The organism is Mycolicibacterium chlorophenolicum, assembly GCF_001044235.1.
Taxonomy (GTDB): Bacteria; Actinomycetota; Actinomycetes; order Mycobacteriales; family Mycobacteriaceae; genus Mycobacterium; species Mycobacterium chlorophenolicum.
This window is the reverse complement of sequence record NZ_JYNL01000069.1, coordinates 498,655-524,488: the sequence shown is the minus strand read 5'-3', so window position 1 is coordinate 524,488 and position 25,834 is coordinate 498,655. Positions and strand designations below refer to the sequence as shown.

Sequence of the window (25,834 nt, the reverse complement as noted above, 5' to 3'; positions counted from 1 at the left end):
TATGCCCGAACTGCCCGAGGTGGAAGCCCTGGCCGATCATCTGCGCCGGCACGCGGTCGGCCGAACCGTCGGTCGGATCGACGTGGCCGCGCTCTCGGTGCTCAAGACGTTCGACCCGCCGCCGTCCGCGCTGCACGGCCACGAGGTCACCGGGGCGAACCGGTGGGGCAAGTACCTGGGCATGCAGGCCGGCGAACTGCACCTGATCACCCATCTGTCGCGTGCGGGCTGGCTGCGGTGGTCGGACAAACTCGCCGCGGCCCCGCTCAAGCCGGGCAAGGGGCCCATCGCCCTGCGGGTGCACCTCGGCACGCCCGGCGAGGGGGCGGGGTTCGACCTCACCGAGGCCGGCACGCAGAAGCGGCTGGCGGTGTGGTTGGTGACCGATCCGATGGCCGTGCCGCAGATCGCGTCGCTGGGCCCGGACGCGCTGTCCCTGACCGCCGACGGGTTGGCGGACGCGCTGCGCGGCAACACCGGGCGCATCAAGACCGTCATCACCGACCAGAAGGTGATCGCGGGGATCGGCAATGCCTACAGCGACGAGATCCTGCACGTGGCCAAGTTGTCCCCGTTCGCGACAGCCAACAAGCTGACGGATGCGCAACTCGCCGCGTTGCACACCGCGATGATCGACGTGCTGAGCGATGCCGTCACGCGGTCGGTCGGGCAGCAGGCCGCCACGCTCAAGGGGGAGAAGCGCTCGGGGCTGCGGGTGCACGCCCGCACCGGCATGCCGTGCCCCGTGTGCGGTGACACCGTGCGCGAGGTGTCGTTCGCCGACAAGTCCTTCCAGTACTGCCCGACGTGTCAGACCGGCGGCAAGGTGCTCGCCGACCGCCGGCTGTCCAAACTGCTCAAGTAGCAGTCCTCGATTTCGGCGCACTTGTCTAACTCGGTTATCCTGCCCCGGTGACTCGGCAGAAGATCCTCATCACCGGCGCCAGTTCGGGACTCGGCGCGGGCATGGCCCGCCAGTTCGCCGCCCGGGGCCGCGACCTGGCGCTGTGCGCCCGCCGCGTCGACAACCTCGACGAGCTCAAGGCCGAACTGCTCGCGCGTCACCCCGGGATCACCGTCGCGGTGGCCGCGCTCGACGTCAACGACCACGAGCAGGTGCCCAAGGTGTTCGCCGAGCTCTCCGACGAGCTCGGGGGGCTGGACTGCGTGATCGTCAACGCCGGCATCGGCAAGGGCTACCCCCTCGGCGGCGGCAAGCTGTGGGCCAACAAGGCCACCATCGAGACGAATCTGGTTGCCGCACTGGTGCAGATCGAGACCGCGATGGAGATGTTCAAGGCGGCCGGCCGGGGCCATCTGGTCCTGGTGTCGTCGGTGCTCGGCAACGTCGGCGTGCCCGGACACAAGGCCGCCTACGCCGCGAGCAAGGCGGGCGTGACATCGCTGGGCGAATCGCTGCGTGCCGAATACCCGTCGGGCCCGATCAAGATCACCGTGCTGGAGCCCGGCTACATCGAATCCGAGATGACCGCGAAGTCGAACACCACGATGCTGATGGTCGACAACGAGACCGGCGTCAAAGCGATGGTGGACGCGATCGAGAAGGAGAAGGGCCGCGCCGTCGTGCCGGCGTGGCCGTGGTGGCCGCTGGTGGAGGTCATGAAGGTGTTGCCTCCCAGATTCACCAAGCGCTTCGCCTGAACGCTCCGGCCCACAGCGGCGGATGCTTTCATGGACCGATGCCCAACTTCGATCGACGCAGCATGATGGTGATGACCGGGATCGGCCTGCTCGGCGCGGCGCTCCCGAGCGCCCCGGCGCAGGCCGCACCCTGGCCCGGTCCACCGCCCGCCGCGCCGCCACCGGCCGGAAAGTACCTGTTCGAGGACCACTTCGACGGCCCGGCCGGCTCGGCTCCCGACCGCTCCAAGTGGGAGATCGCCACCGCGCGGGAGTCGATGCAGGACCCGACGTACTGGGAACTGCCCGGCAACGTCGGCCAGTACCGCGACGACCGGCGCAACGTCTACCTGGATGGCAAGTCGAATCTCGTCTTCCACGCGGCCAAGGACGGCGACACCTACTACAGCGGCAAGGTGTTCGGTACGTACCGCGGCGGCATCGGCCACAACTGGGAAGCCCGCATCAAGCTCAACTGCCTCACCCCGGGGTGCTGGCCGGCCTGGTACCTGGCCAACAACAGCCCGGTCAACGGCGGCGAAGTCGACATCATGGAGTGGTACGGCAACGGCTCGTGGGCACCGGGAACGGCCGTGCACGCCAAGCTCAACGGCGGCGAGCACGTCAGCCAGACCATCACCGTGGACAGTGCCTGGCACACCTGGCGGGTGCAGTGGGACGACGCCGGCATGCGGTTCTGGCGGGACTACACCGACGGTGCGGCGCCGTACTTCGACGTCCCGGCGCATGCGCTGCCGGACTGGCAGTTCAACGAGCCGGGGTACACGCTGTTCCCGATCCTGGACCTGGCCGTGGCCGGGTCCGGCGGCGGCGACCCGCGCGGCGGCACCTACCCCGCCGACATGCTGGTCGACTACGTCCGCGTCTGGTAGCGATTTCGGCGTGCCCGGTCGCGCTCACCGCGACCGGGCACGCCGAAATCACGCGGAACGGCCGCGCTCAGCGCGGTAGCGGCGCACCAGCGCGTCGGTCGACGAGTCCGACTGCTCGGCGGGGGAGCCGTCGTCGGTGAGCACCGGCAGCAGCGCCTTGGCCTGCGTCTTGCCCAACTCGACACCCCACTGGTCGAAGGAGTCGATGCCCCAGACGACGCCCTCGGTGAACACCTGGTGCTCGTAGAGCGCGATCAGCTGACCGACCACGGACGGCGTCAGCTTCGTCGCCAGGATCGACGTGCTCGGCCGGTTGCCCGGCATCACCTTGTGCGGCACCACGTCGGCCGGCGTTCCCTCCCCGGCGATCTCGTCGGCGGTCTTGCCGAACGCCAGCACCTGCGTCTGCGCGAAGAAGTTGCTCATCAGCAGGTCGTGCATGCTGCCGGTGCCGTCGGCGGTCGGCAGGTCGTCGGTCGGCTCGCTGAACCCGATGAAGTCCGCGGGGATCAGCCGGGTGCCCTGGTGTATCAGTTGATAGAAGGCGTGCTGGCCGTTGGTGCCGGGCTCGCCCCAGAAAATTTCGCCCGTACTCGTCGTCACGGCGGTGCCGTCCGCTTGCACCGACTTCCCGTTGGACTCCATCGTCAGCTGCTGCAGATAGGCGGCGAACCGCGATAGGTCGTTCGAATACGGAAGCACCGCACGGGTTTCCGCGCCGAAGAAGTTGTTGTACCAGAGGCCGATCAGGCCCAGCAGCACCGGCGCGTTGGCCTCCAGCGGGGCGGTGCGGAAGTGCTCGTCGACCAGGTGGAAGCCGGCGAGGAACTCGGCGAAGCGCTCCTTGCCGATCGCGGCCATGACCGCGAGCCCGATCGCCGAGTCCACCGAGTAGCGCCCGCCCACCCAGTCCCAGAAGCCGAACATGTTGGCGGTGTCGATGCCGAAGTCGTCGACCAGCTTCGCGTTGGTCGACACCGCCACGAAGTGCTTGCTCACCGCATCCTGGCCGAGCGCGTCGGTCAGCCAGCGCCGTGCCGCCGTCGCGTTCGTCAACGTCTCGAGCGTCGAGAACGTCTTCGAGGCGACGATGAAAAGTGTTGCGGCAGGGTCGAGTCCATCGAGCTTGGCGACGAGATCGGCGGGGTCGACGTTCGACACGAACCGCGCCGACACGCCGGCGTCGGCGTAGTGCCGCAGCGCCTGGTACACCATCACCGGCCCGAGGTCGGAGCCGCCGATGCCGATGTTCACCACCGTGGTGATCCGCTCGCCCGTCGCGCCGCGCCAGTCGCCGCTGCGCAGCCGGTCGGTGAAATCGCCCATCCGGTCCAGCACCTCGTGCACGTCGGCGACGACGTCCTGGCCGTCGACGCTCAACGCCGCGTCGCGCGGCAGCCGCAGCGCGGTGTGCAGCACCGCGCGGTCCTCCGAGGTGTTGATGTGCTCACCGGAGAACATGGCGTCGCGTCGCTCGGGCAGTCCCGCCGCGCGGGCCAGGTCCAGCAGCAGGGTCAGCGTCTCACGGGTGACGCGGTGCTTGCTGTAGTCGATGTACAGGTCGCCGACGGTCAGTGCGAGCTCCGTCCCGCGGGCGGGGTCGTGGGCGAAGAGGTCGCGAAGATCGGTGCCGCCGATCTCCTCGTGATGCCGGGACAGTGCCTGCCAGGCCGGTGTGGCCGTGATGTCGGAACCCATGAAAAGAACCCTAGTGCGGCCACTTGACCGAGGGTGTAAATGATGGAGTTATGGATACTGCCGCGTTGTTGAACTCCGTCCCCACCGGTCTGTGGATCGGTGGTGAGGAGCGCCAGGGTTCGTCGACCTTCGACGTGCTCGACCCGAGCGACGACCAGGTGATCACCTCGGTGGCCGATGCGACCCCCGACGACGCGCGGGCCGCGCTCGACGCCGCCTGCGCCGTGCAGGCCGAATGGGCCGGCACCGCGCCGCGCAAGCGCGGGGAGATCCTGCGCTCGGTGTTCGAGACGATCACCGACAGGGCCGACGACATCGCCGCGCTGATGACGCTGGAGATGGGCAAGGTGGTCGCCGAGAGCAAGGGCGAGGTCACCTACGGCGCCGAGTTCTTCCGCTGGTTCGCCGAAGAGGCGGTCCGCATCGACGGCCGCTACACCCCGAGCCCCGCGGGCACCGGCCGCATCCTGGTGACCAAGCAGGCGGTCGGCCCCTGTTACGCGATCACCCCGTGGAACTTCCCGCTGGCGATGGGCACCCGCAAGATGGGCCCGGCCTTCGCCGCCGGCTGCACGATGATCGTCAAGCCCGCCCAGGAAACGCCGCTGACGATGCTGCTCCTGGCCAAGCTCATGGACGAGGCCGGCCTGCCCAAGGGCGTGCTGTCGATCCTGCCGACCAGTAACCCCGGCGGCGTGACCGAGGCGCTGATCAACGACGGCCGACTGCGCAAGCTGACCTTCACCGGCTCCACCGGCGTGGGCAAGGCGCTGGTGAAGCAGTCGGCCGACAAGCTGCTGCGCACGTCGATGGAGCTCGGCGGCAACGCGCCGTTCATCGTGTTCGACGACGCCGACGTCGACGCGGCCGTCGAGGGCGCCGTGCTGGCCAAGATGCGCAACGGCGGTGAGGCCTGCACCGCGGCCAACCGGTTCCACGTCGCCAACGCCGTCCGCGAGGAGTTCACCGAGAAGCTGGTCAAGCGGATGAGCGAGTTCACCCTGGGCAAGGGTCTCGACCCGTCGTCCACGCTCGGACCGCTGATCAACGCCAAGCAGGTCGCCACCGTCGAGGACCTGGTCTCCGACGCGGTGTCGCGCGGCGCGACCGTCGCGGTCGGTGGCGTCGCCCCCGGCGGCCCGGGCAACTTCTATCCCGCCACGGTGCTGACGGACGTTCCTGCCGACGCGCGCATCCTCAAGGAGGAGGTGTTCGGTCCCGTCGCGCCGATCGCCGGGTTCGACACCGAGGACGAGGGCGTGGCCGCGGCCAACGACACCGAGTACGGGCTGGCCGCCTACGTGTACACGCAGTCGCTGGACCGGGCGCTGCGGGTCGCGGAGGGCATCGAGTCCGGCATGGTCGGCGTCAACCGCGGCGTGATCTCCGATGCGGCCGCGCCGTTCGGCGGGATCAAGGAGTCCGGCTTCGGTCGAGAGGGCGGTACCGAGGGCATCGACGAGTACCTCGACACGAAATACATTGCTCTGACGAAGTAGCGCGCGCCTTCCCGATCCGGCGTCGGGCAGTACATAAGCTTCCTTGCTCGACAGCAAGGAGGGCCGCGGGACGTGACTGCCGTGAGTGCGGCGCCGATCCGGGTGGGCCCACGCCGCTATGTCGGCCCGGGACAAGCCATTCCGGCGCTCGACGGGGTACGTGCGATCGCCGTCGCGCTGGTGCTCGCCGACCACGGCGGCGTGCCGGGGCTGCCCGGCGGCTTCCTCGGCGTGGACGTCTTCTTCGTGCTAAGCGGGTTCCTGATCACCTCGCTGCTGCTCGACGAGACCGCCCGCACCGGCCGGATCGGGCTCAAGGGGTTCTGGGTCCGGCGGGCGCGCCGGTTGCTGCCCGCCCTCCTCGTCATGGTCCTGGCCGTGGTGGCCCTGCGCGACCTGTTCGCCCCGGAGTCGACGGCGGGCCTGCGCGACGAGGCCGTCGCGACGTTCTTCTGGATGTCGAACTGGGCGTTCGTCGCCGCGCGCACCGACTACTTCTCTCAGGGTGCGCCGCCGTCGCCGCTGCAGCACACCTGGTCCCTCGGCGTCGAGGAGCAGTACTACCTGCTGTGGCCGCTGCTGTTGGCGGGGGTCCTCGCGGGCCTGGCCGCGGTGGCGTACCGACGCGGTGTGCCGGTGTCGACGCGGATGGTGCGCGCGGCGGTGTTCACGCTCGCGGCGCTCGGCGCACTCGGATCGGCGGCCGCGTCGATCCTGCTGTCCTCCGACGACTCGCTGAACCGGGTGTATTTCGGCACCGACACCCGCGTGCAGGCGCTGCTGGTGGGTGCGGCGGCCGCGGCGCTGCTGGTGCGGGACTGGCGCGGGATGACCGCCGGTCTGGTGACGTTGCGCTCCCGCTGGGCCCGCTGGCTGGCGTGGCTGTTGCCGGTGATCGGCCTGGTGGTGCTCGCCACGGCGGCGCACCTGGCAACGGGCACCGCCGAGGAGTTTCGCGGCGGGCTGTTGATCGTCGTCGCGCTGGCCGCGGTGCTGGTGATCGCGCCGGTCGCGCTCGACCAGACCGGGCCCGTCGCCCGCATGCTGTCGATGGGTCCGCTGGTGGGCCTCGGCGCGATCTCGTACGGCGTGTACCTGTGGCACTGGCCGATCTTCCTGGTGCTCAACGGCGAACGCACGGGCTCGGAGGGGTGGAAGCTGTTTGCGCTGCGGTGCGCGGCGACGGTCGCGGTCGCCGCGGTGTCGTGGTGGCTGATCGAGCAGCCCATCCGGGATTGGCGGCCGACGACGGTGCCGATGTTGCGGCTCGCGGCGGCGACGGCCGCGACGGCCGCGGTGGTGACGACGACCGTGCTGCCCGCCGGGGTGCCGTTCCCCAAGCCCGGCCCGGGGCCGCTGATCGACTCCGCGGCGCTGGTGGGCCCGGAGGTGCCGGTCGCGGTGACGCGTCCCGGGCGCCAGCGCGCCCCCGGCGACGTCCGCGTGGCGGTGTTCGGTGATTCGATCGCGTGGACGATGATGCGGTACCTGCCGGCGACGCCGGGGGTGGAGTTCGCCGACTTCACCACCATCGGCTGCGGCATCGCCCGCGGCGGGCCGTACACCTACGTCGGACAGGACCTGCCGCAGAAGCCGGAGTGCGACTCCTGGCCGGCGCGCTGGGCCCAGCGGATCGGCTACGAGAAGCCCGACGTGGTGCTGCTGATCGTCGGGCGCTGGGAGGTGGTCGACCGGATGAACGAGGGCCGGTGGACGCACATCGGGGAGCCGGGCTACGACGCGTATCTGCGCGGTGAGCTGACCCGTGCGCTGGACATCCTGGGCTCGACGGGGGCCCGCATCGTCGTCACGACGGAGCCCTACAACCGGCGGGCGGAGAAGGCCGACGGCAGCCTCTACCCCGAGGATCAGCCCAAGCGGGTCGACGCGTGGAATACGTTGCTGCGCAGCGTCGTCGAGCCGCGGCGCAACGTCTCGGTGCTCGACCTGAACCGCAAGCTCAGCCCCAACGGCTACTACCAGACCAAGGTCGACGGCCTGCGGGTGCGCAGCGACGGCGTGCACCCCACGCCCGAAGCGGTCGAATGGCTGACGCCGTGGCTGGTCGACGCGGTCAAGACCCGGTGATTTCGGTGTGCTCGGTCGCGCTCAGCGCGACCAGCCACGCCGAAATCGCGGGAACTCAGTGGCCGAGGCGGCCGCGGCCCAGGCGCAGCAGCAGCATCGCGAGGTTCTTGCCCTCGGAGCCGAGCACGCTGTAGCGCTCGATGACCTTCATCTCGCGGCTGTGCACCAGGCGGGTGCCGCCGGAGGCCATCCGTGCCTTGCCGATCATCTGCGAGACCTCGGTGCGCCGCTGGACGGCCTCGAGGATGGTCGCGTCGAGGCGGTCGATCTCCTGACGCAGCTCGTCGATGTCGGGTGTCTGCGCGGTGTCTGTCGTCATGTCGTCGTTCTCCGGATTCTCGTTGTGTGACGGGTCTGGTCTCATCCGGTATCGGGCCTCACACAAGAGACGAGCCCCGGATCCGGAAGCGGACCGCGGGGCTCTGGGAAGCAGCTAGACCACGGGCACCGCAGGCCGGTACCCGTAGAAAAATCGCCACTGCTGACAAAGCACTCAACGAGTGTGCCATCACCGGCCGTGCCAGCGCAAAGAGTGTCACCCCGCAGCGGTAGGTTTGGGACAGTATGTCGATCGCAACCGAAACCGACGAGCTCCTAGAAGGGCTCAACCCCCAGCAGCGTCAGGCCGTACTCCACGAGGGCACGCCGTTGCTCATCGTCGCCGGAGCGGGCTCCGGCAAGACCGCCGTCCTCACCCGCCGCATCGCCTACCTGCTCGCCGCGCGCGAGGTCGGCGTCGGTCAGGTTCTCGCGATCACGTTCACCAACAAGGCCGCCGCGGAGATGCGTGAGCGCGTGGCGCAGCTGGTCGGTCCGCGGGCCCGCAACATGTGGGTCTCGACATTCCACTCGACGTGCGTGCGGATCCTGCGCAACCAGGCCTCGCTGCTGCCGGGGTTGAACTCGAACTTCTCGATCTACGACGCCGACGACTCCCGCCGCCTGCTGCTGATGATCGGCAAGGACATGGGGCTCGACACCAAGAAGTTCTCCCCGCGGCTGCTGTCCAACGGGATCTCGAATCTGAAGAACGAGCTGATCGGCCCCGAGCAGGCCGCCGCCGAGGCGTCGGAGGCCGCCGAGGACCTGGCCCGCGTCATCGCCGAGGTGTACGGCGAATACCAGCGCCGGCTGCGTGCCGCGAACGCGCTGGACTTCGACGACCTGATCGGCGAGACGGTCGCCGTGCTGCAGGCCTTCCCGCAGATCGCGCAGTACTACCGGCGCCGGTTCCGGCACATCCTCGTCGACGAGTACCAGGACACCAACCACGCGCAGTACGTGCTGGTGCGCGAGCTCGTGGGGACCGAGACGGTCGACGGGCTGGCGCCCGCCGAGCTGTGCGTCGTCGGTGACGCCGATCAGTCGATCTACGCGTTCCGCGGCGCCACCATCCGCAACATCGAGGACTTCGAGCGCGACTACCCCAGCGCCACGACGATCCTGCTCGAGCAGAACTACCGCTCCACGCAGACCATCCTCAACGCGGCCAACGCCGTCATCGCCCGCAACGCCGGGCGGCGGGAGAAGCGGCTGTGGACCGACGCCGGCGAGGGGGAGCTCATCGTCGGCTACGTCGCCGACAACGAGCACGACGAGGCGCGGTTCGTCGCGCAGGAGATCGACGCGCTGGCCGATTCCGACGGCGAGTTCTCGTACAACGACGTCGCGGTCTTCTACCGCACCAACAACTCCTCGCGCGCCCTGGAAGAGGTGTTCATCCGGGCCGGGATTCCCTACAAGGTCGTCGGCGGCGTGCGCTTCTACGAGCGCCGGGAGATCCGCGACATCGTCGCCTATCTGCGGGTGCTCGACAATCCCGGTGACTCGGTGAGCATGCGCCGCATTCTCAACACCCCGCGCCGCGGCATCGGTGACCGCGCCGAGGCGTGCGTGGCGGTGTACGCCGAGAACACCGGCGCGAGCTTCAACGACGCGCTGGCGGCCGCGGCCGAGGGCAGGGTCCCGATGCTGAACACGCGCGCGGAGAAGGCGATCGCCGGGTTCGTGGCGATGCTCGACGAGTTGCGCGGCGGTCTCGACGGCGAACTGGGCGAGCTGGTCGAGTCGGTGCTGGACCGCACCGGCTACCGCGCCGAACTGGAATCCTCCACCGACCCGCAGGATTTGGCCCGCCTCGACAACCTCAACGAATTGGTCAGCGTCGCACACGAATTCAGCATCGACCTGGCCAACGCGCGGGCCCTGGCCGAGGAGGACGGCGCCGAGCCGCAGGACGAGGACGTGCCGGACACCGGGGTGTTGGCGTCGTTCCTGGAGCGGGTGTCACTGGTCGCCGACGCCGACGACATCCCCGAGCACGGCTCAGGGGTGGTGACGATGATGACGTTGCACACCGCCAAGGGCCTGGAGTTCCCCGTGGTGTTCGTGACCGGGTGGGAGGACGGCATGTTCCCCCACATGCGCGCCCTGGGCGATCCGGTCGAGCTGTCCGAGGAACGCCGGCTGGCCTACGTGGGCATCACCCGGGCCCGGCAGCGGCTCTACCTCAGCCGGGCGAAGGTGCGGTCCTCGTGGGGCCAGCCGATGCTCAACCCCGAATCCCGCTTCCTGCGCGAGATCCCGCAGGAGCTGATCCACTGGCGCCGCGTGGAGCAGCCCGCGTCGGCGTTCTCCGCGCCGGTCAGCGGCGCCGGCCGGTTCGGCACTCCGCGCCCGTCCCCGGGCCGCTCCGCGGCCGGGAAGCGGCCGCTGCTCGTGCTCGAACCCGGTGACCGGGTCACCCACGACAAGTACGGGCTCGGTCGCGTGGAAGAGGTGTCGGGCATGGGGGAGTCGGCGATGTCGCTGATCGACTTCGGCAGTGCCGGGCGCGTCAAGCTCATGCACAACCACGCGCCGGTCAGCAAGCTCTAACCCGATCGCGCCCAGCGGCCGGTGTCGGGCAGCAGCGCCAACACGATCGACGCCAGCGGCAGCACCGGCATGGCATAGACGAGTGCGGGCAGCGCGGCGCCGGCGATGAACAGGCCGGCGAAGATCAGCAGCGCCACCACCGCGCCGACGACGACCAGCAGCCGGCCCATCCGTCGCCGCAACAGCAGGGCGATCAGCCCGCCGATCGTGGCGGCGGCCGAGATCGCGGTGAGAAAGCCGATGGCCACGCAGAACAGCGGATCGGTAGCCGACCAGCCGGTGATGAGGTCCGTCGCGATCACCGCGGTCGCCCACCCCGACAGGATGCTGACGACAGCGGTCGCGATGGCCGTGCGGGGATGGCCGCGCGAGGACCGGGGCGGGCCGACGGCGACGGGCTGCGCGCGGGGCAGGTAGCCGGTCGCGGGCTCGTCGGCGGCCGGGAACTCACCGGTCGGGTGACGCCGGATGATGGACGTCTGCGGCTCCGCAGGCGACGGCAGCGGCTGTGAACCCGCGGTCAGCGGCTGCGACCCCGTGTTCAGAGGCGCGCGGCGCAGAATCCGGGTGTCGTCGGAATCGGGTGAATCAGTGGAGTCGCTGGCCACTCAGCCAACGTAGCTGCCGGGGGTGAGCCCCCGCTTGGCCAGCCACGGCACCGGGTCGATGAAGTCGGTGCCGTTCACGAGCACGGAGAAGTGCAGGTGCGGACCGGTGGAGTTGCCGCGGTTGCCGATCGTGGCGATCTGGTCGCCGGCCATCACGCGCTGGCCGACGCTGACCAGCCAGGTGTTGACGTGCCCGTACAGCGTGACCGTGCCGTCGGAGTGGCGCACCTTGACCCAGGCGCCGTAACCGGCGGTGGGACCGGCATCGGTGACCACGCCGTCCGCAGCGGCATAGATCGGCGTGCCGATCGAGTTGGCGATGTCGATGCCGGCGTGCAGCACGCCCCAGCGGTAACCGAAGCCCGAGGTCCACACGCCGCGGGTGGGCATCACGTACTGGGGGCGGGCCAGCCGCGCCTCGCGGTCGGCGCGCTCCTGGGCGAACGCTGCGGCCTTGGTGATCTCCTCGGCGTGCACCGCCGAATCCGCAGCGGGTGCGACGGTGACGACCTGCATGCCGTCGACCGAGCCGGTGATGACGCTCGCGCCACCGGTCGTCGTCGTATCGGCGGCGAGCACTGTCGCCGTGGGCTGCTTCTGCGCGGCGTTGGTCACGGTGTAGGCACCGGCGGCGGTGGCGCCCACGGCCATCGCGGCGACCATCAGGCGACCCTTGACGGGGACCTCGGTCTTGCGGTGCAGACCCTTGCGGCCCCGCATGTCGATGATGTCGGTCTTGGCCGTGCCGTCGCTGAGATCGGTGTGGCTGTCGCGGTATGCGCGGGTGGACGACGTGCGTGCCTCGGTGCGCGCCGCGCGGAACTCCGAGGGGACCAGGCGCAGCGGCTCCAGGTCGTCGGTGTCGAGCAGATCGTCGAGCTCAGGGGCGCGGATGACCTCGGTGTCCCTGTCGAAGGCGCCATAGGGGAGATCGTCCAGATCGCCCAGCTCGCCGAACTCGTCGAACGGGATGATGTCGGTGACTTCGGTCAGACCAGGTGCCGCGAGGGCCTCGGAGATACGAGGCGAACGATGCTGAGGCAACCTGAAATGTCCTTAATCCGTCGTGAGCCGTCGTGATCAGACCGTTATCTAGACCACAGGACGTTAACCAAAATCCAATCCAAGTGGCAACCCGAGACTTTAGTGCATACGAGAATGTGACCTGAATCACTATTCAGGCCTCGGTGAGATCCACCACATGACAGGTGGGCGGTGACAATCGTCAGCACTCGTGTCGATAAAGTTCCCCCGGAGCCCGTCGGGCACACATTTTTCCAGCCGCAGACAGACAGGGAAGTTCTGGGAGTCCATGGATCTCTTCGAGTACCAGGCGAAAGAACTGTTCGCCAAGCACAACGTTCCCACCACCCCCGGACGAGTGACCGACTCCGCGGAGGACGCCAAGGCCATCGCCGAGGAAATCGGCAAGCCGGTCATGGTGAAAGCCCAGGTCAAGGTCGGGGGCCGCGGTAAAGCCGGTGGCGTGAAGTACGCCGCCACGCCCGACGACGCCTTCACCCACGCCCAGAACATCCTCGGTCTCGACATCAAGGGACACGTCGTCAAGAAGTTGCTGGTGGCCGAAGCCAGCGACATCGCCGAGGAGTACTACATCTCCTTCCTGCTCGACCGCGCCAACCGCACCTACCTCGCGATGTGCTCGGTCGAGGGCGGCATGGAGATCGAAGAGGTCGCCGCCACCAAGCCCGAGCGGCTGGCCCGCATCGCCGTCGACGCCACCAAGGGTGTCGACGAGGCCTTCGCCCGTGAGATCGCCGAGAAGGGCCACCTGCCCGCCGAGGTGCTCGACGCCGCGGCCGTGACGATCGCCAAGCTGTGGGAGGTCTTCGTCGGCGAAGACGCCACGCTGGTCGAGGTGAACCCCCTGGTGCGCACGCCCGACGATCAGATCCTGGCGCTCGACGGCAAGGTCACCCTCGACGCCAACGCCGATTTCCGCCACCCCGAGCACGCGGAGTTCGAGGACAAGGACGCCACGGATCCGCTCGAGCTCAAGGCCAAGGAGAACGACCTCAACTACGTCAAGCTCGACGGTCAGGTCGGCATCATCGGCAACGGTGCGGGTCTGGTGATGTCCACCCTGGACGTGGTCGCCTACGCCGGTGAGAAGCACGGCGGCGTGAAGCCCGCGAACTTCCTCGACATCGGCGGCGGTGCGTCGGCCGAGGTGATGGCCAACGGACTCGACGTGATCCTGAACGACAGCCAGGTCAAGAGCGTGTTCGTCAACGTGTTCGGTGGCATCACCGCCTGCGACGCGGTGGCCAACGGCATCGTCAAGGCGCTGCAGATCCTGGGCGACGAGGCCAACAAGCCGCTCGTCGTGCGGCTCGACGGCAACAACGTCGACGAAGGCCGGCGCATCCTCGCCGAGGCCAACCATCCGCTGGTCATCCAGGCGGACACCATGGACTCCGGCGCCGACAAGGCCGCCGAGCTGGCGAACAAGTAAGGGACACAACAGATGTCGATCTTTTTGAACAAGGACAGCAAGGTCATCGTCCAGGGCATCACCGGCGGCGAGGGCACCAAGCACACCAAGCTGATGCTCAAGGCGGGCACCCAGATCGTGGGTGGCGTGAACGCGCGCAAGGCGGGCACGACCGTCAAGCACGAGGACAAAGACGGCAACGAGGTCGATTTGCCGGTGTTCGGCAGCGTCGCCGAAGCGATGAAGGAGACCGGCGCCGACGTATCGATCGCCTTTGTGCCGCCGGCCTTCTCGAAGGACGCGATCATCGAGGCGATCGATGCCGAGATCGCGCTGCTGGTGGTCATCACCGAGGGAATCCCGGTGCAGGACACCGCCTATGCGTGGGCCTACAACAAGGACAAGGGCGAGAAGACCCGCATCATCGGCCCCAACTGCCCGGGCATCATCACCCCCGGCGAGTCGCTGGTCGGCATCACGCCGAACAACATCACCGGCAAGGGCCCGATCGGTCTGGTGTCGAAGTCGGGCACGCTGACCTACCAGATGATGTACGAGCTGCGCGATCTCGGCTTCTCCACCGCGATCGGCATCGGTGGCGACCCCGTCATCGGCACCACGCACATCGACGCGATCGAGGCGTTCGAATCCGATCCCGAGACCAAGGTCATCGTGATGATCGGCGAGATCGGCGGCGACGCCGAGGAGCGTGCCGCCGACTACATCAAGGCCAACGTGTCCAAGCCGGTCGTCGGGTACGTCGCGGGCTTCACCGCCCCCGAGGGCAAGACGATGGGTCACGCCGGCGCGATCGTGTCCGGATCCTCGGGCACCGCCGCCGCCAAGAAGGAAGCGCTCGAGGCCGCTGGCGTCAAGGTCGGCAAGACGCCGTCGGAGACCGCCACGCTGGCCCGGGAGATCTTCGAGAACCTGTAGTTCTTCCGCCGAGCCTGCGGCCAGATCGTCCTTCCTACGGGATCGACGATCTGGCCGCAGTCTCGTCTGGGCCCGGCTGCGTCAGCCGTAGTCGCGCAGGGTCATGACCGCGCCGACACACGTGGCGACGGCGGCGGCGACGTAGATCAGCGCTGACAGCCACGTGGTGTGCACCGAGGCGGCGACCCAGCAGGACAGGAATGCGGCCGCGAGGAGGCAGGCGCCGTAGAACACCGTTCGTCGAGGATGCTCGCCACGCGCCATGGGCTCCGAGTACCCGCTGTGCGGCCACCCCGTGCGACGAACTGGAACTTGTTCTATTAGCCTGACGAATTAACAGTTGTCAGGAGGTTCGTCATGCCGGTTGACCCGCGCACTCCGATTCTGGTCGGTGTCGGCCAATTCACCGAACGCATCGACGACCCGGACTACCGCGGCATGTCGGCCGTCGAGCTCGCGACCGAGGCCGCCCGGGCCGCGCTGGACGACACCGGCGCCGACGCCGATGCGCTGGCCGCCGCGGTCGACACGGTGTTCGGGCTCCGGCAGTTCGAGATCTCCGGGCCGATGCCCGCGACGCTGGGCAAGTCCACCAACTACCCGCGGTCGGTGATGAAGCGCCTCGGCGGCGACCCCGCCCGTGTGGTGCTCGAACCGGTCGGCGGGCAGGGCCCTCAGAAGCTGGTGACCGAAGCCGGCAACGCCATCGTCGCCGGCGAGGCCGACATCGTGATCATCATGGGTTCCGAACCCGGCTCGACGGCCAAGTACTTCGCCGATCGAGACGACAAGCCGAACTTCACCGAGACCATCGAGGGCCAGCTCGAGGACCGCGGCCACCAGATCTTCAAGTACATCGACGAATACACCGTGCAGCACGGCCTCACCGGGGCTCCCGTGCAGTACGGCCTGCTCGACAACGCGCGCCGCGCGCGACTCGGCCTCGGCGTCGACGAGTACCGCCACGCCATGGCGGAGCTGTTCGCGCCGATGTCGAAAGTGGCTGCCAAGAACCCGTTCTCGTCGTCCCCGGTGGAACGGTCGGTGGAGGAGATCGAGACCGTCACCGACGAGAACCGGATGATCTGTGACCCCTACCCCCGGTATCTGGTAGCCCGCGACACCGTGAACCAGGGCGCGGCGCTCGTGCTGATGTCGGTCGAGGCGGCGCGCAGGCACGGTGTGCCGCAGGAGAAGTGGGTCTTCGTCCATGGGCACTCCGATCTCGCCGAGCAGGCGCTGCTGAGCCGGGTCGACCTCGGTGCGAGCCCTGCCGCCGTTAATGCGGCCCACGAGGCGTTGCGGGTGGCCGGCCTCGGTGTCGGCGACATCGCGACCTTCGACCTCTACAGCTGCTTCCCCTTCCCGGTGTTCGTGATCTGCGAGGCGCTCGGACTCTCCGGCGACGATCCTCGCGGGCTGACGCTGACCGGCGGTCTGCCGTACTTCGGCGGCCCCGGCAACAGCTACTCGGCGCACGGCATCGCCGAGACCGTCGTCCAGATGCGGGACAAGCCAGGGCGATTCGGCTTCGTCGGCGCCAACGGCGGCATCATGAGCAAGTACTCGGTGGGCGTCTACTCGACCGAGCCCGTGGCCTGGCGGTCCTCGCGCAGTACGGAGTTGACGGCGCAGGTGGCCGAGTTGCCGACGGTGCCGGTGACGAAGCAACCCGCCGGCACGGGGGTCATCGAGACGTACTCGGTGCGCTATGACTGGCCGGTGCGCACCGGCATCATCGTCGGACGACTCGACGACGGATCCCGGTTCATGGCGACCACCGAGGACCGCGACCTCGTCGCGCTGATGTCCGACGGCGATCCGCTGGGCGCCAAAATCGTTGTCACGGCGACGGACAGCGGCAACCGTGCGGTGTTGCGCTAGAACAGCGTGGTCGTCGTCGGGGTGAGGACGAAGCCGTGGCCACCGACCCGGCAGGCGATCAGGTCGTCGGCGCCCACCGCGCACACTGCATCGCCCTTGCTGGCTCGCACCTTCTGGAGTGGCGCGAGCACGGGCGGCGGGTCATGACTGTCCGCCGCCAGGTCTGGGTCACCCGTCATCGATTGGATCGTCGCGGGCGTAGAGACGCGGGCCGAGACCGACCAATCACCGGGGCCCCGCCCCGGGATGGAGCCCCTGCAGCCCACCTGCTCGTACTCGACGTCGGGATAGGCGTTGCTTCCGCAGATGAGCCCGCTCGGGGTGGAGAAGGAAAAGCCCTGTACCCGAGGAATGTTGATCAACTCATACCGACCTGAGGTGTTCTCGGCGTAGGTCGACAGGTCGGGAAAGCCGATGCCCGGAGGTGGGGCAGCGGTCACTGCCGACGTCGACGATGACGACGTGCTCACCGGTGTGGCTGCCCCCTCGTTGTGTGACGCACATCCAGCAATCGTGGCTGTCGCGGCGATCAGCAAGGCTGCCACCACTCGGCGCTGTTCGGTCAGCACGGTGAAATTCTGCGCACGGATCATCGCGATCGACATCAGGCCCCCAACCGGTGTTCTCGGCCAGCCTAAGACGCGCGCCGGAGGGCTCGGCGCACCGAATCAGACGAGCGCGCTCAGCTTGCCGGCGAGCCGCTCGACGTAGGCGGCGACGTCGTCGGGGCTGCGGTCGGGCAACCCGAAGAGCACCTCGGTGACCCCGAGCTCGCGCCAGCGCGCCAGCTTGTCGGGGTCGGGCTTGAAGTCCAGCGCGACGATCTGCGGCGCGCCGTCGCGCCCGGCCGCCGCCCAGGTGTCCTGCAGCAGCTTGACCGGGGCGTCGATGTCGAAGTCCCGGGGTGTGGTGATCCAGCCGTCGGCCGACTTCGCGATCCACTTGAAGTTCTTCTCGGTGCCGGCCGCACCGACGAGCACCGGAATGTGGGTCTGCACGGGCTTGGGCCACGCCCACGACGGACCGAACGAGACGAATTCACCGTCGTACTCGGCTTCTTCCTGCGTCCACAGCGCGCGCATGGCTTCCAGGTACTCGCGCAGCATCGTCCGTCGGCGGCCCGGCGGCACATTGTGGTCGGTGAGTTCATCGGTGTTCCAGCCGAATCCCACGCCCAGCGAGACGCGGCCGCCGGAGAGGTGGTCCAGCGTCGCGATCGACTTGGCCAGCGTGATCGGGTCGTGTTCGACGGGCAGCGCCACCGCGGTGGACAGCCGCACCCGCGACGTCACCGCCGCGGCGGTGCCGAGTGACACCCAGGGGTCCAGGGTGCGCATGTAGCGGTCGTCGGGCAGGGTCTCGTCCCCGGTGGTCGGGTGCGCGGCCTGCCGCTTGATCGGGATGTGGGTGTGCTCGGGCACGTAGAACGTGGAGAAGCCGTGCTGGTCAGCCAGCGTGGCCGCCGCGGCCGGAGTGATTCCGCGATCGGAGGTGAACAGCACCAACCCAAAGTCCATACCGAGAATTAGAACGTGTTCCAATCTGCGTCCGCAAGGGGGGTGGCCTGCGTACCCCGGCGCTGTCCCCGCTGGTGAGTCGCGTAGCGCGCTACTCACGACCCGGCGGGCTCGTGGCGGAACAGTTCGAGGCATGGACGGATCGACGACGAAGCGGATGCGAATCCGCGAGTGGGTGCGCCGGTACCTGCCGTGCGAGATCGCGGGAACCGTCGGCGAGTTCGGTGCCGCCGCGCTGGTCTACCTCGCCACGGATTCTCTGGGCGCCGCCGCGGTGGCCGCGTCCGTCGGTGCCTCCGGCGGCTACTACGCCGCGGCCTATCTGAGCGCGCTGCGCTGGAGTTACCGCGATCAGGCCTGTCGGCCGGCCCTCGCGCGCCTCGTGATGGCGGCCCTGCTCGCACTGCGCAGCGTCGCGATCGAGTTCGGGCCCGCCGAAGTGATCGACAGCATCGCCGTACGCCCGCTGGCCTTCTATCTCGGACCGGCGCTGTTCGGCAACGTCGCGGCCGGCTGGATCTTCGGCAAGGTCGTCTCCGACGTCGCGTTCTACACCTGTGCGGTGTTCAGCTACGAACGATTCAAAGCGATTCTCGCGCAAAATGTTCCAAGAATCGAGGAGGGCAATCGTGAATCCGCGACGACGATCCCGGCTGCGTGAAGACCTGCGCCCCAACGCGGCACGCTGGGAACAGCTGGCCAGAACACACGGCACGCCCCTGCTGGTTCTCGAACCGCACCTGGTGGCGCGGCGGCTACGGCAGTTGCAGACCGCGCTGACCGGGTTCGGGGTGCACTACGCAGTCAAGGCGCTGCCCCATCCGGTGGTGCTGTCGACGATCGCCATCTGCGGGGGCGGGTTCGACGTCGCCACGCGCGGGGAGGTGGACCTGCTGGGCCGTCTCGGGCTACCGATGCACCGCTGCATCCACACCAACCCGATCAAGAAGCCGGCCGACATCGACCACGCCTACGCCGCCGGGGTGCGCACCTTCGTGGTCGAGAACGCCGCCGAGGTGCAGAAGTTCCGGGGACGGCCCGCCGACATCGATGTGCTGGTCCGGTTGGCGTTCCGCAACCCGGCCGCGAAGTCCGATCTGTCGTCGAAGTTCGGCGTCGCGCCCGCGGAGGCGGAGCTGCTCGTCAAGCATGTGCTGGCGGCGGGTGTGCGGTTCGCCGGGTTCAGCTTTCACGTCGGCAGCCAGAGCAGTTCGGTCGAACCGTACCGCCGCGCCCTGCAGCACACGCTCGACCTCGCCGACCACGTCGAGGACACCCTGGGGGTGCCCGCGCGCGTCCTCGACATCGGCGGCGGCTTCCCGGTGAGCTATCGCGAGGACGAGCCACCCATCGGGGCGGTCGGTGCGATCGTCGACGACGTGCTGGGGCGGCGTCGGCACGACTTCGCGCTGCTGTGCGAGCCCGGCCGGTTCCTGGTGGCCGACTGCATGACCCTGCTGGCCAGCGTGGTGGGCACCGCGGAGCGCGACGGGCAGGTGTGGCACTACCTCGACGACGGGCTGTACGGCAGCTACTCGAACGTCATGACCGAGGACGTCCACCCGCCCATCCTCGCGCTCGAGGAGCTGCTGCGCGCCGAGGCGGCGTTCGACCCGGTGACCCTCGCCGGACCCACCTGCGACAGCGCCGACGTCATCGCGCGGGACTATCCGATGCCTGCCCTGGGCATCGGCGACCTCGTCGTGAGCCCGATGATGGGCGCCTACACCGCGGTCACAGCGTCCCGGTTCAACGGCATCGAGGCCACCCCGATCGTCATGGGCTGAGTTCCGGTCACCGCGATCCATACCGATGACCGGGGCGCGGCCGGCCGGTTCGATGACGGACCATGACGACCGAACGCATCGCCGACAACATCTCGTTCGCCTACTGGGTGCCCAACGTCAGCGGCGGCCTGGTGACCAGCGACATCGAGCAGCGCACCGACTGGAACTACGAGTACAACGCCAAGCTGGCGCAGACCGCGGAGAACAACGGTTTCGAGTACGCGCTGTCCCAGGTGCGCTACGAAGCCAGCTACGGCGCCGAATACCAGCACGAGTCCACCAGCTTCAGCCTCGCCCTGCTGCTGGCCACCCAGCGGTTGAAGGTCATCGCGGCCGTCCATCCGGGGCTCTGGCAGCCCGCGGTGCTGGCCAAGCTCGGCGCCACCGCCGATCAGCTCTCCGGCGGCCGGTTCGCCGTCAACGTGGTCTCCGGCTGGTTCAAGGACGAGTTCACCCACCTGGGTGAGCCGTGGCTCGAGCACGACGAGCGGTACCGCCGCAGTGCCGAGTTCCTGCAGGTGCTGCGCAAGATCTGGACCGAGGACGAGGTGGACTTCCGCGGCGACTTCTACCGCATCCACGACTTCACGCTCAAGCCGAAACCGGTCAACACCCCCGAGCGGCCCAACCCGGAGATCTTCCAGGGCGGGAACTCCACCGCCGCCCGGCGCAACGGCGGCCGGTACGCGGACTGGTACTTCTCCAACGGCAAGGACTTCGACGGTGTCACCGAACAGATCGTCGACGTCCGGGATCACGCCAGGGAGGTCGGCCGCGAGGTGAAGTTCGGCCTCAACGCCTTCATCATCGCCAGGGACACCGAGAAAGAGGCGAAAGAGGTCCTCCGCGAGATCATCGCGAAGGCGAACCGGCCCGCCGTCGAAGGTTTCGGCGCCGCCGTGCAGCAGGCCGGCAACGCGACCGCGGACAAGACCGGCATGTGGGCGGATTCGACCTTCGAAGATCTGGTGCAGTACAACGACGGATTCCGCACGAAACTGATCGGCACGCCCGAGCAGATCGCCGAACGCATCGCGGCCTATCGCAAACGTGGAGTCGATCTGATCCTGGGCGGATTCCTGCATTTTCAGGAGGAGATCGAGTACTTCGGCTCCCGGGTGTTGCCGCTGGTCCGTGACATCGAGGCCGCCGAACGGGACGCGATCGACCCGGCTGTGCTCGTGTCGGCGTAGCCGCCTGCGCGGCTGCGCGGGCGTGACAGGCGCACCCCGGTGTGCGCTAGCGTGGTTCAACGAATCGCTCAGGCGGTCCGTCGGGATCGCAGTCGCCTGCGTCGACGTCGTCGATGCGGTGCCCGCACAGCACAGGAGAGGTCATGTCGTACCCCCAAGGCGCACCCGGAGGCTCCGGATACCCGCCCGCCCAGCAGCCCACGACGCAGTTCTCCGCGCCGACACAGCAGTTCGCGAAGATCGGCGAGCCCGATCCGGCGGCCGGCGGACCGAGCAAGCTCCCCGGCTATCTGAGCGCCGCCGTCGCCGCGCTCGGACTGCTCGTCTACCTGTCGTATTTCGCGCCGCAGTTCACCGTGACCTCGTCGGACTTCCCGGGTCTCGGCGAGCTCAGCGGAAGCTCGGTCGGGTTGGGCTTCGCGGTCATCGCCGCCGTGGTGGCCGCCCTGTTCGCCGGTGTCGGCCTGCTGCCCCGGCAGCGCAACTACGTCGCCGTCGCCGCGGTGGCGTCCGTGCTCGGCTTCCTGCTCGTGATCTCCGAGGTCATCAACAAGCCCAGCGGCACGACCGTCGACTGGGGGCTGTACCTGCTGATCGCGTTCACGCTGCTGCAGGCCGCGGTCGCCGTGGTGGTGCTGCTGTTCGACTCCGGTGTGATCACCCCGCCGGTGTCGCGGCCCAAGTACGAGCAGCCCCAGTACGGCCAGTACCCCGGGTCGTACTACGGTCAGCACCCCGGTCAGCCGCAGCACGGCGGGCAGGGCGGCGGCCAGCAGCAGCGGCCGGGCTACCCGACGCCGTACGGCGGCTACCCGAGTGCCGGGCCCTCGACCGGCGGTTTCCCCGCCGCCTCGCCGTCTTCGGGTGGGCAGCCCGGCGCCCAGTCGGGTCCGCCGACCCCGCCCACCGGCTACCCGACCTACGGTCAGCCGCCGTCGAGCAACGCGCCGACGACACAGGTACCCACGCAACACCAGTCGTCGCCGACCACTTCGCCCGGCCAGTCGTCGTAATCTCAAGCCGCGCATGCGCGACCGTCGCGCGCCCGAGCGTCTTGGAGGAGCGGCCCACCTGTGAACAGTCCCCCGCGCGCGGGTGGTGCGCCAGGACCAGCCGGGACACGCCAGGCGCGTGAACTGCTCCGGGTGGCGTTCGGGCCGTCACTTGTCGCGCTCGTCGTCATCGCCGCGGTGGTGCTGTCCCAGCTGCTGATCGCCAACAGCGACATGACCGGCGCGTCCGGCGCCATCGCCAGCATGTGGCTGGGCGTGCACCAGGTGCCCGTGTCCATCGCGGGCAGCGCCCTGGGCGTGATGCCGCTGCTGCCGGTGATGGCGATGGTCTACGGCACGGCGCGGACCACCGCGGCGGCGGTGACCAGCACGTCCTGGTTCGTCACGCGGTGGGTGGTGGCCTCGGCGCTGGGCGGGCCGGTGCTGATCGCGGCGATCTGTCTGGCCTTCATCCACGACGCCGCGTCGGTGCTCACCGAGTTGCAGACCCCGGACGCGTCACGGGCGCTCGGCGGCGTGTTCGTCGTGCACGCGATCGGCGCCGCGCTGGGCGTCGGATCGCGGGTGGGCCGGCGTCTGCTGCGCTCGACACCGCTGCCGGCGTGGCTTCCCGACGCCTTCCGTGCCGCGTGGGCCGGTGTGCTGGCCCTGCTGGCGCTGTCGGCCGCGGTCGTGTCGGGCTCGCTCATCGTCCACTGGTCGACGATGCACGACCTCTACTCCATCACCGATTCGATGTTCGGCCAGCTCAGCCTGACCGTGCTGTCGGTGCTCTACCTGCCCAACGTCGTGGTGGGCGCCGCGGCGGTGGCCGTCGGCTCGAGCGCGCACATCGGGCTGGCGACGTTCAGCGCGTTCACGGTGCTGGGCGGTGACGTGCCGGCACTGCCGGTGCTCGCCGCGGTCCCGACGCCGCCGCTGGGCCCGGTGTGGGTGGCCCTGCTGATCGTGGCCGCCGTGGCCGGGGTCGCTCTGGGGCAGCAGTGCGCGCGCCGCCCGCTGCCGCCGCTGCAGGCCCTGGCAAAGGTCCTGGTCGCGGCCCTCGTCGGCGCCGCGGCGATGGCGCTGCTGGGCTATGCGGGCGGCGGAGAGCTCGGCAACTTCGGTGACGTCAGCGTCGACCAGACCACGTTCGGGCCGGCGGTGTTCGTCTGGTTCGCGGGGATCGGTGCGCTGACGGTGGCGATGTCGGGCGGCTTCCAGCCGCGGGTGCGCCGGCCCGCGCCGGTGATCGAGGAACCCGAACCCGAACCCGAGCCGGAGCCGGTGGCCGAGGAGGCCGACCCGGACACCGTCGAGATCGCGCCGGAGGCCGTCGTCGCCGTCGACGAACCGGCACCGCCGATCGCGGAGAGGACGGCGCCCGAACCGCTGCCGGCCGACCTCGACGCCGAGGACCCCGAGGACCACTTCATGGCCGACGACGACATGCGTGGCGGCCGCGACGGCACCACCCACTAGGCTTCCTGCCGTGCAGCCAGAGGTCCGGGTTCCCCCGAGCGCGCCGGCGCGGCTCGTGGTGCTCGCCTCGGGCACGGGCTCGCTGCTCGCCTCGCTGCTGAAGGCCGCGGTCGGCGACTACCCGGCCCGCGTGGTGGCCGTCGGCACCGACCGCGACTGTGCCGCGCTGCAGATCGCCGAGGCGGCGTCGGTGCCCACCTTCACCGTGCCGCTGCGCGCGTATCCGGACCGGGCCGCGTGGGACGCCGCGATCACCGAGGCCACCGCCGAGCACACCCCCGACCTGGTGGTGTCTGCGGGCTTCATGAAAATCCTTGGACCGGAGTTTCTTTCGCGCTTCCCGGGGCGGGTGGTCAACACCCATCCCGCGCTGCTGCCCGCGTTTCCCGGCGCACACGCCGTCGCCGACGCCCTGGCCTACGGCGTCCGCGTCACCGGGTGCACCGTGCACCTCGTGGACGCGGGAACCGACACCGGCCCGATCGTCGCGCAGCAGGCCGTGCCCGTGCTCGACGGCGACGACGAGGCGACGCTGCACGAACGGATCAAGGTGATCGAACGAGAACTTCTGGTGGATGTCCTGGCGGCGCTGGCCACCCGCGGCGTCACCTGGACGGGACGAAAGGCGACCATAGGATGACCGACGACGACGGCAGGCGGCGCATCCGTCGCGCCCTGATCAGCGTGTACGACAAGACCGGCCTGGTGCCGCTGGCGCAAGGCCTGCACGAGGCCGGGGTCAGCATCGTGTCCACCGGTTCGACGGCGAAAACCATTGCCGACGCGGGTGTTCCGGTCACGCCGGTGGAGGAGGTCACCGGCTTCCCGGAGGTGCTCGACGGTCGGGTCAAGACCCTGCACCCGCGGGTGCACGCCGGGCTGCTGGCCGACCAGCGCAAGCCCGAGCACGTCGCGGCGCTCTCCGATCTCGGGGTCGAACCCTTCGAACTCGTTGTGGTGAACCTGTATCCGTTCACCCAGACCGTCAACTCCGGCGCCGGGGTCGACGAGTGCGTAGAGCAGATCGACATCGGCGGTCCGTCGATGGTGCGGGCTGCGGCGAAGAACCATCCGAGCGTCGCGGTGGTCGTCGAACCGCTCGGCTACGACGGCGTGCTGGCCGCGGTGCGCGCGGGCGGTTTCACCCTCGCCGAGCGGAAGAAGCTGGCGGCGTTGGCTTTCCGGCACACCGCGGAGTACGACGTGGCGGTGGCGTCCTGGATGGAGTCGGTGCTGGCCCCCGGCGAAGACACCGCCCAGGCCGGCGACGTGGCTTTGCCGCCGTGGTTCGGCGCGACGTTCCGCCGAACGGCGGTGCTCCGGTACGGCGAGAACCCGCACCAGCAGGCGGCGCTCTACAGCGATGACGGCGGCTGGCCGGGGCTGGCGCAGGCCGAGCAGCTGCACGGCAAGGAGATGTCCTACAACAACTACACCGACGCGGATGCGGCCTGGCGCGCCGCGTTCGACCACGAGGACATCTGCGTGGCGATCATCAAACACGCCAACCCGTGTGGCATCGCGGTGTCGTCGGTGTCGGTGGCCGATGCACACCGCAAGGCCCACGAATGCGATCCGCTGTCGGCGTTCGGCGGCGTCATCGCCACCAACACCGAGGTCAGCGTCGAGATGGCCGAGACCGTGGCGGGCATCTTCACCGAGGTCATCGTCGCGCCCGCCTACGAGCCGGGCGCGGTCGAGGTGCTGCGGGGCAAGAAGAACATCCGCATCCTGGTGGCGTCCGAGCCGCAGCCCGGCGGCACCGAGTTCCGTCAGGTCAGCGGCGGCCTGCTGGTGCAGCAGCGCGACGCCGTGGACGCGCCGGGCGACGACCCGGCGAACTGGACGCTGGCCACCGGCACGCCCGCCGACCCCGCCGTGCTGGCCGACCTGGTGTTCGCGTGGCGCACCTGCCGGGCGGTCAAGTCCAACGCGATCGTCGTCGCCAAGGACGGCGCCACGGTCGGCGTCGGCATGGGTCAGGTCAACCGCGTCGACGCGGCACGGCTCGCGGTCGAGCGGGCCGGTGATCGCACCCAGGGCGCCGTGGCGGCCTCCGATGCGTTCTTCCCGTTCCCCGACGGACTCGAGACGTTGATGCGGGCCGGCGTGACGGCCGTGGTGCATCCCGGTGGTTCGGTGCGCGACGACGAGGTGACGGCGGCCGCGGCCGAGGCCGGGGTGACGCTGTACCTGACCGGGGCGCGTCACTTCGCGCACTAGGAGTGCGCCGTCGACGGCGGTGATAGTGCGCAAAATGCCAGCGTGGCGCTGTGTGTTGCGG

At 69.3% G+C, this 25,834-nt stretch carries 23 protein-coding genes; 16 read left to right on the top strand and 7 right to left on the bottom strand.

Annotation, left to right across the window (positions count from 1 at the left end):
• Position 1: 1 nt before the first annotated feature.
• Genes MCHLDSM_RS32405 through MCHLDSM_RS32395 form a run of 3 tightly spaced genes read left to right on the top strand, consistent with a single transcriptional unit; the run spans position 2 to position 2,534 of the window.
• Positions 2-865 carry an Fpg/Nei family DNA glycosylase gene (locus MCHLDSM_RS32405; RefSeq protein ID WP_048473802.1) on the top strand — a complete coding sequence of 288 codons (864 nt, stop codon included), beginning with the start codon at positions 2-4 and terminating at the stop codon, positions 863-865.
• 47 nt (positions 866-912) lie between these two features.
• A complete protein-coding gene (locus tag MCHLDSM_RS32400; protein ID WP_048473801.1) occupies positions 913-1,662 on the top strand; it encodes an SDR family oxidoreductase in 750 nt (249 codons plus the stop codon).
• A gap of 38 nt (positions 1,663-1,700) precedes the next feature.
• The gene (locus MCHLDSM_RS32395; protein ID WP_048473800.1) at positions 1,701-2,534 is read left to right on the top strand and encodes a glycoside hydrolase family 16 protein; all 834 of its coding nucleotides are present in this window, start codon (positions 1,701-1,703) and stop codon (positions 2,532-2,534) included.
• 48 nt (positions 2,535-2,582) lie between these two features.
• Here MCHLDSM_RS32395 and pgi read toward each other — a convergent pair whose 3' ends face one another.
• Positions 2,583-4,232 (bottom strand): glucose-6-phosphate isomerase, encoded by a 1,650-nt coding sequence (gene pgi / locus MCHLDSM_RS32390; protein ID WP_048473799.1) that lies wholly within the window; start codon positions 4,230-4,232, stop codon positions 2,583-2,585.
• 50 nt (positions 4,233-4,282) lie between these two features.
• On the opposite strand from pgi, the gene MCHLDSM_RS32385 reads away from it, so the two are divergent.
• Positions 4,283-5,731 (top strand): NAD-dependent succinate-semialdehyde dehydrogenase, encoded by a 1,449-nt coding sequence (locus MCHLDSM_RS32385; protein ID WP_048419953.1) that lies wholly within the window; start codon positions 4,283-4,285, stop codon positions 5,729-5,731.
• Between the two features lie 72 nt (positions 5,732-5,803).
• Positions 5,804-7,819, top strand: a complete 2,016-nt coding sequence (locus MCHLDSM_RS32380) for an acyltransferase family protein (protein WP_109788996.1) — start codon at positions 5,804-5,806, stop codon at positions 7,817-7,819.
• 55 nt (positions 7,820-7,874) lie between these two features.
• Here MCHLDSM_RS32380 and MCHLDSM_RS32375 read toward each other — a convergent pair whose 3' ends face one another.
• A complete protein-coding gene (locus MCHLDSM_RS32375) occupies positions 7,875-8,183 on the bottom strand; it encodes a chorismate mutase (protein WP_168440036.1) in 309 nt (102 codons plus the stop codon).
• 200 nt (positions 8,184-8,383) lie between these two features.
• On the opposite strand from MCHLDSM_RS32375, the gene pcrA reads away from it, so the two are divergent.
• The gene (gene pcrA, locus MCHLDSM_RS32370) at positions 8,384-10,696 is read left to right on the top strand and encodes a DNA helicase PcrA (RefSeq protein WP_048473796.1); all 2,313 of its coding nucleotides are present in this window, start codon (positions 8,384-8,386) and stop codon (positions 10,694-10,696) included.
• Here the strand turns inward: pcrA and MCHLDSM_RS32365 are convergent.
• Together MCHLDSM_RS32365 and MCHLDSM_RS32360 are read right to left on the bottom strand one after the other, a co-directional pair.
• Positions 10,693-11,304, bottom strand: a complete 612-nt coding sequence (locus MCHLDSM_RS32365; protein WP_048473795.1) for a hypothetical protein — start codon at positions 11,302-11,304, stop codon at positions 10,693-10,695. The genes pcrA and MCHLDSM_RS32365 overlap by 4 nt on opposite strands.
• Positions 11,305-12,348: a M23 family metallopeptidase gene (locus MCHLDSM_RS32360; protein ID WP_048473794.1), complete on the bottom strand. Its 1,044-nt coding sequence runs from the start codon at positions 12,346-12,348 to the stop codon at positions 11,305-11,307.
• A gap of 268 nt (positions 12,349-12,616) precedes the next feature.
• Here MCHLDSM_RS32360 and sucC point away from each other — a divergent pair, with 268 nt between their 5' ends.
• Both sucC and sucD read left to right on the top strand, forming a co-directional pair.
• On the top strand, positions 12,617-13,780 hold the full coding sequence (gene sucC / locus MCHLDSM_RS32355) for an ADP-forming succinate--CoA ligase subunit beta (protein ID WP_048473793.1): 1,164 nt from the start codon (positions 12,617-12,619) through the stop codon (positions 13,778-13,780).
• A gap of 12 nt (positions 13,781-13,792) precedes the next feature.
• Positions 13,793-14,695 carry a succinate--CoA ligase subunit alpha gene (sucD, locus tag MCHLDSM_RS32350; protein ID WP_048473792.1) on the top strand — a complete coding sequence of 301 codons (903 nt, stop codon included), beginning with the start codon at positions 13,793-13,795 and terminating at the stop codon, positions 14,693-14,695.
• A gap of 81 nt (positions 14,696-14,776) precedes the next feature.
• Here the strand turns inward: sucD and MCHLDSM_RS32345 are convergent, their stop codons facing one another.
• Positions 14,777-14,959 carry a hypothetical protein gene (locus MCHLDSM_RS32345; protein ID WP_048473791.1) on the bottom strand — a complete coding sequence of 61 codons (183 nt, stop codon included), beginning with the start codon at positions 14,957-14,959 and terminating at the stop codon, positions 14,777-14,779.
• A gap of 93 nt (positions 14,960-15,052) precedes the next feature.
• On the opposite strand from MCHLDSM_RS32345, the gene MCHLDSM_RS32340 reads away from it, so the two are divergent.
• Positions 15,053-16,579: an acetyl-CoA acetyltransferase gene (locus MCHLDSM_RS32340; protein WP_048473790.1), complete on the top strand. Its 1,527-nt coding sequence runs from the start codon at positions 15,053-15,055 to the stop codon at positions 16,577-16,579.
• Here MCHLDSM_RS32340 and MCHLDSM_RS32335 read toward each other — a convergent pair.
• Both MCHLDSM_RS32335 and MCHLDSM_RS32330 read right to left on the bottom strand, forming a co-directional pair.
• Positions 16,576-17,184 (bottom strand): hypothetical protein, encoded by a 609-nt coding sequence (locus tag MCHLDSM_RS32335; protein ID WP_053083147.1) that lies wholly within the window; start codon positions 17,182-17,184, stop codon positions 16,576-16,578. The genes MCHLDSM_RS32340 and MCHLDSM_RS32335 overlap by 4 nt on opposite strands.
• Positions 17,185-17,247: 63 nt before the next feature.
• Positions 17,248-18,096 carry an LLM class F420-dependent oxidoreductase gene (locus MCHLDSM_RS32330; protein WP_048473789.1) on the bottom strand — a complete coding sequence of 283 codons (849 nt, stop codon included), beginning with the start codon at positions 18,094-18,096 and terminating at the stop codon, positions 17,248-17,250.
• A 133-nt stretch (positions 18,097-18,229) separates the two neighbouring features.
• On the opposite strand from MCHLDSM_RS32330, the gene MCHLDSM_RS32325 reads away from it, so the two are divergent.
• The 7 genes from MCHLDSM_RS32325 (at position 18,230) to purH (ending at position 25,773) form a co-directional block, all read left to right on the top strand.
• Positions 18,230-18,757: a hypothetical protein gene (locus MCHLDSM_RS32325; protein ID WP_048473788.1), complete on the top strand. Its 528-nt coding sequence runs from the start codon at positions 18,230-18,232 to the stop codon at positions 18,755-18,757.
• Positions 18,726-19,883 carry a type III PLP-dependent enzyme gene (locus MCHLDSM_RS32320; RefSeq protein WP_053083146.1) on the top strand — a complete coding sequence of 386 codons (1,158 nt, stop codon included), beginning with the start codon at positions 18,726-18,728 and terminating at the stop codon, positions 19,881-19,883. The genes MCHLDSM_RS32325 and MCHLDSM_RS32320 overlap by 32 nt, the downstream gene beginning before the upstream one ends.
• A gap of 62 nt (positions 19,884-19,945) precedes the next feature.
• Positions 19,946-21,076 (top strand): dimethylsulfone monooxygenase SfnG, encoded by a 1,131-nt coding sequence (gene sfnG, locus MCHLDSM_RS32315; protein WP_048473786.1) that lies wholly within the window; start codon positions 19,946-19,948, stop codon positions 21,074-21,076.
• A gap of 143 nt (positions 21,077-21,219) precedes the next feature.
• Positions 21,220-22,089 (top strand): DUF5336 domain-containing protein, encoded by an 870-nt coding sequence (locus tag MCHLDSM_RS32310; RefSeq protein ID WP_048473785.1) that lies wholly within the window; start codon positions 21,220-21,222, stop codon positions 22,087-22,089.
• 60 nt (positions 22,090-22,149) lie between these two features.
• On the top strand, positions 22,150-23,550 hold the full coding sequence (locus MCHLDSM_RS32305; RefSeq protein WP_048473784.1) for a cell division protein PerM: 1,401 nt from the start codon (positions 22,150-22,152) through the stop codon (positions 23,548-23,550).
• A 10-nt stretch (positions 23,551-23,560) separates the two neighbouring features.
• On the top strand, positions 23,561-24,190 hold the full coding sequence (purN, locus tag MCHLDSM_RS32300) for a phosphoribosylglycinamide formyltransferase (RefSeq protein ID WP_048473783.1): 630 nt from the start codon (positions 23,561-23,563) through the stop codon (positions 24,188-24,190).
• Positions 24,187-25,773 carry a bifunctional phosphoribosylaminoimidazolecarboxamide formyltransferase/IMP cyclohydrolase gene (gene purH, locus MCHLDSM_RS32295; RefSeq protein WP_048473782.1) on the top strand — a complete coding sequence of 529 codons (1,587 nt, stop codon included), beginning with the start codon at positions 24,187-24,189 and terminating at the stop codon, positions 25,771-25,773. The genes purN and purH overlap by 4 nt, the downstream gene beginning before the upstream one ends.
• Positions 25,774-25,834 lie beyond the last annotated feature (61 nt).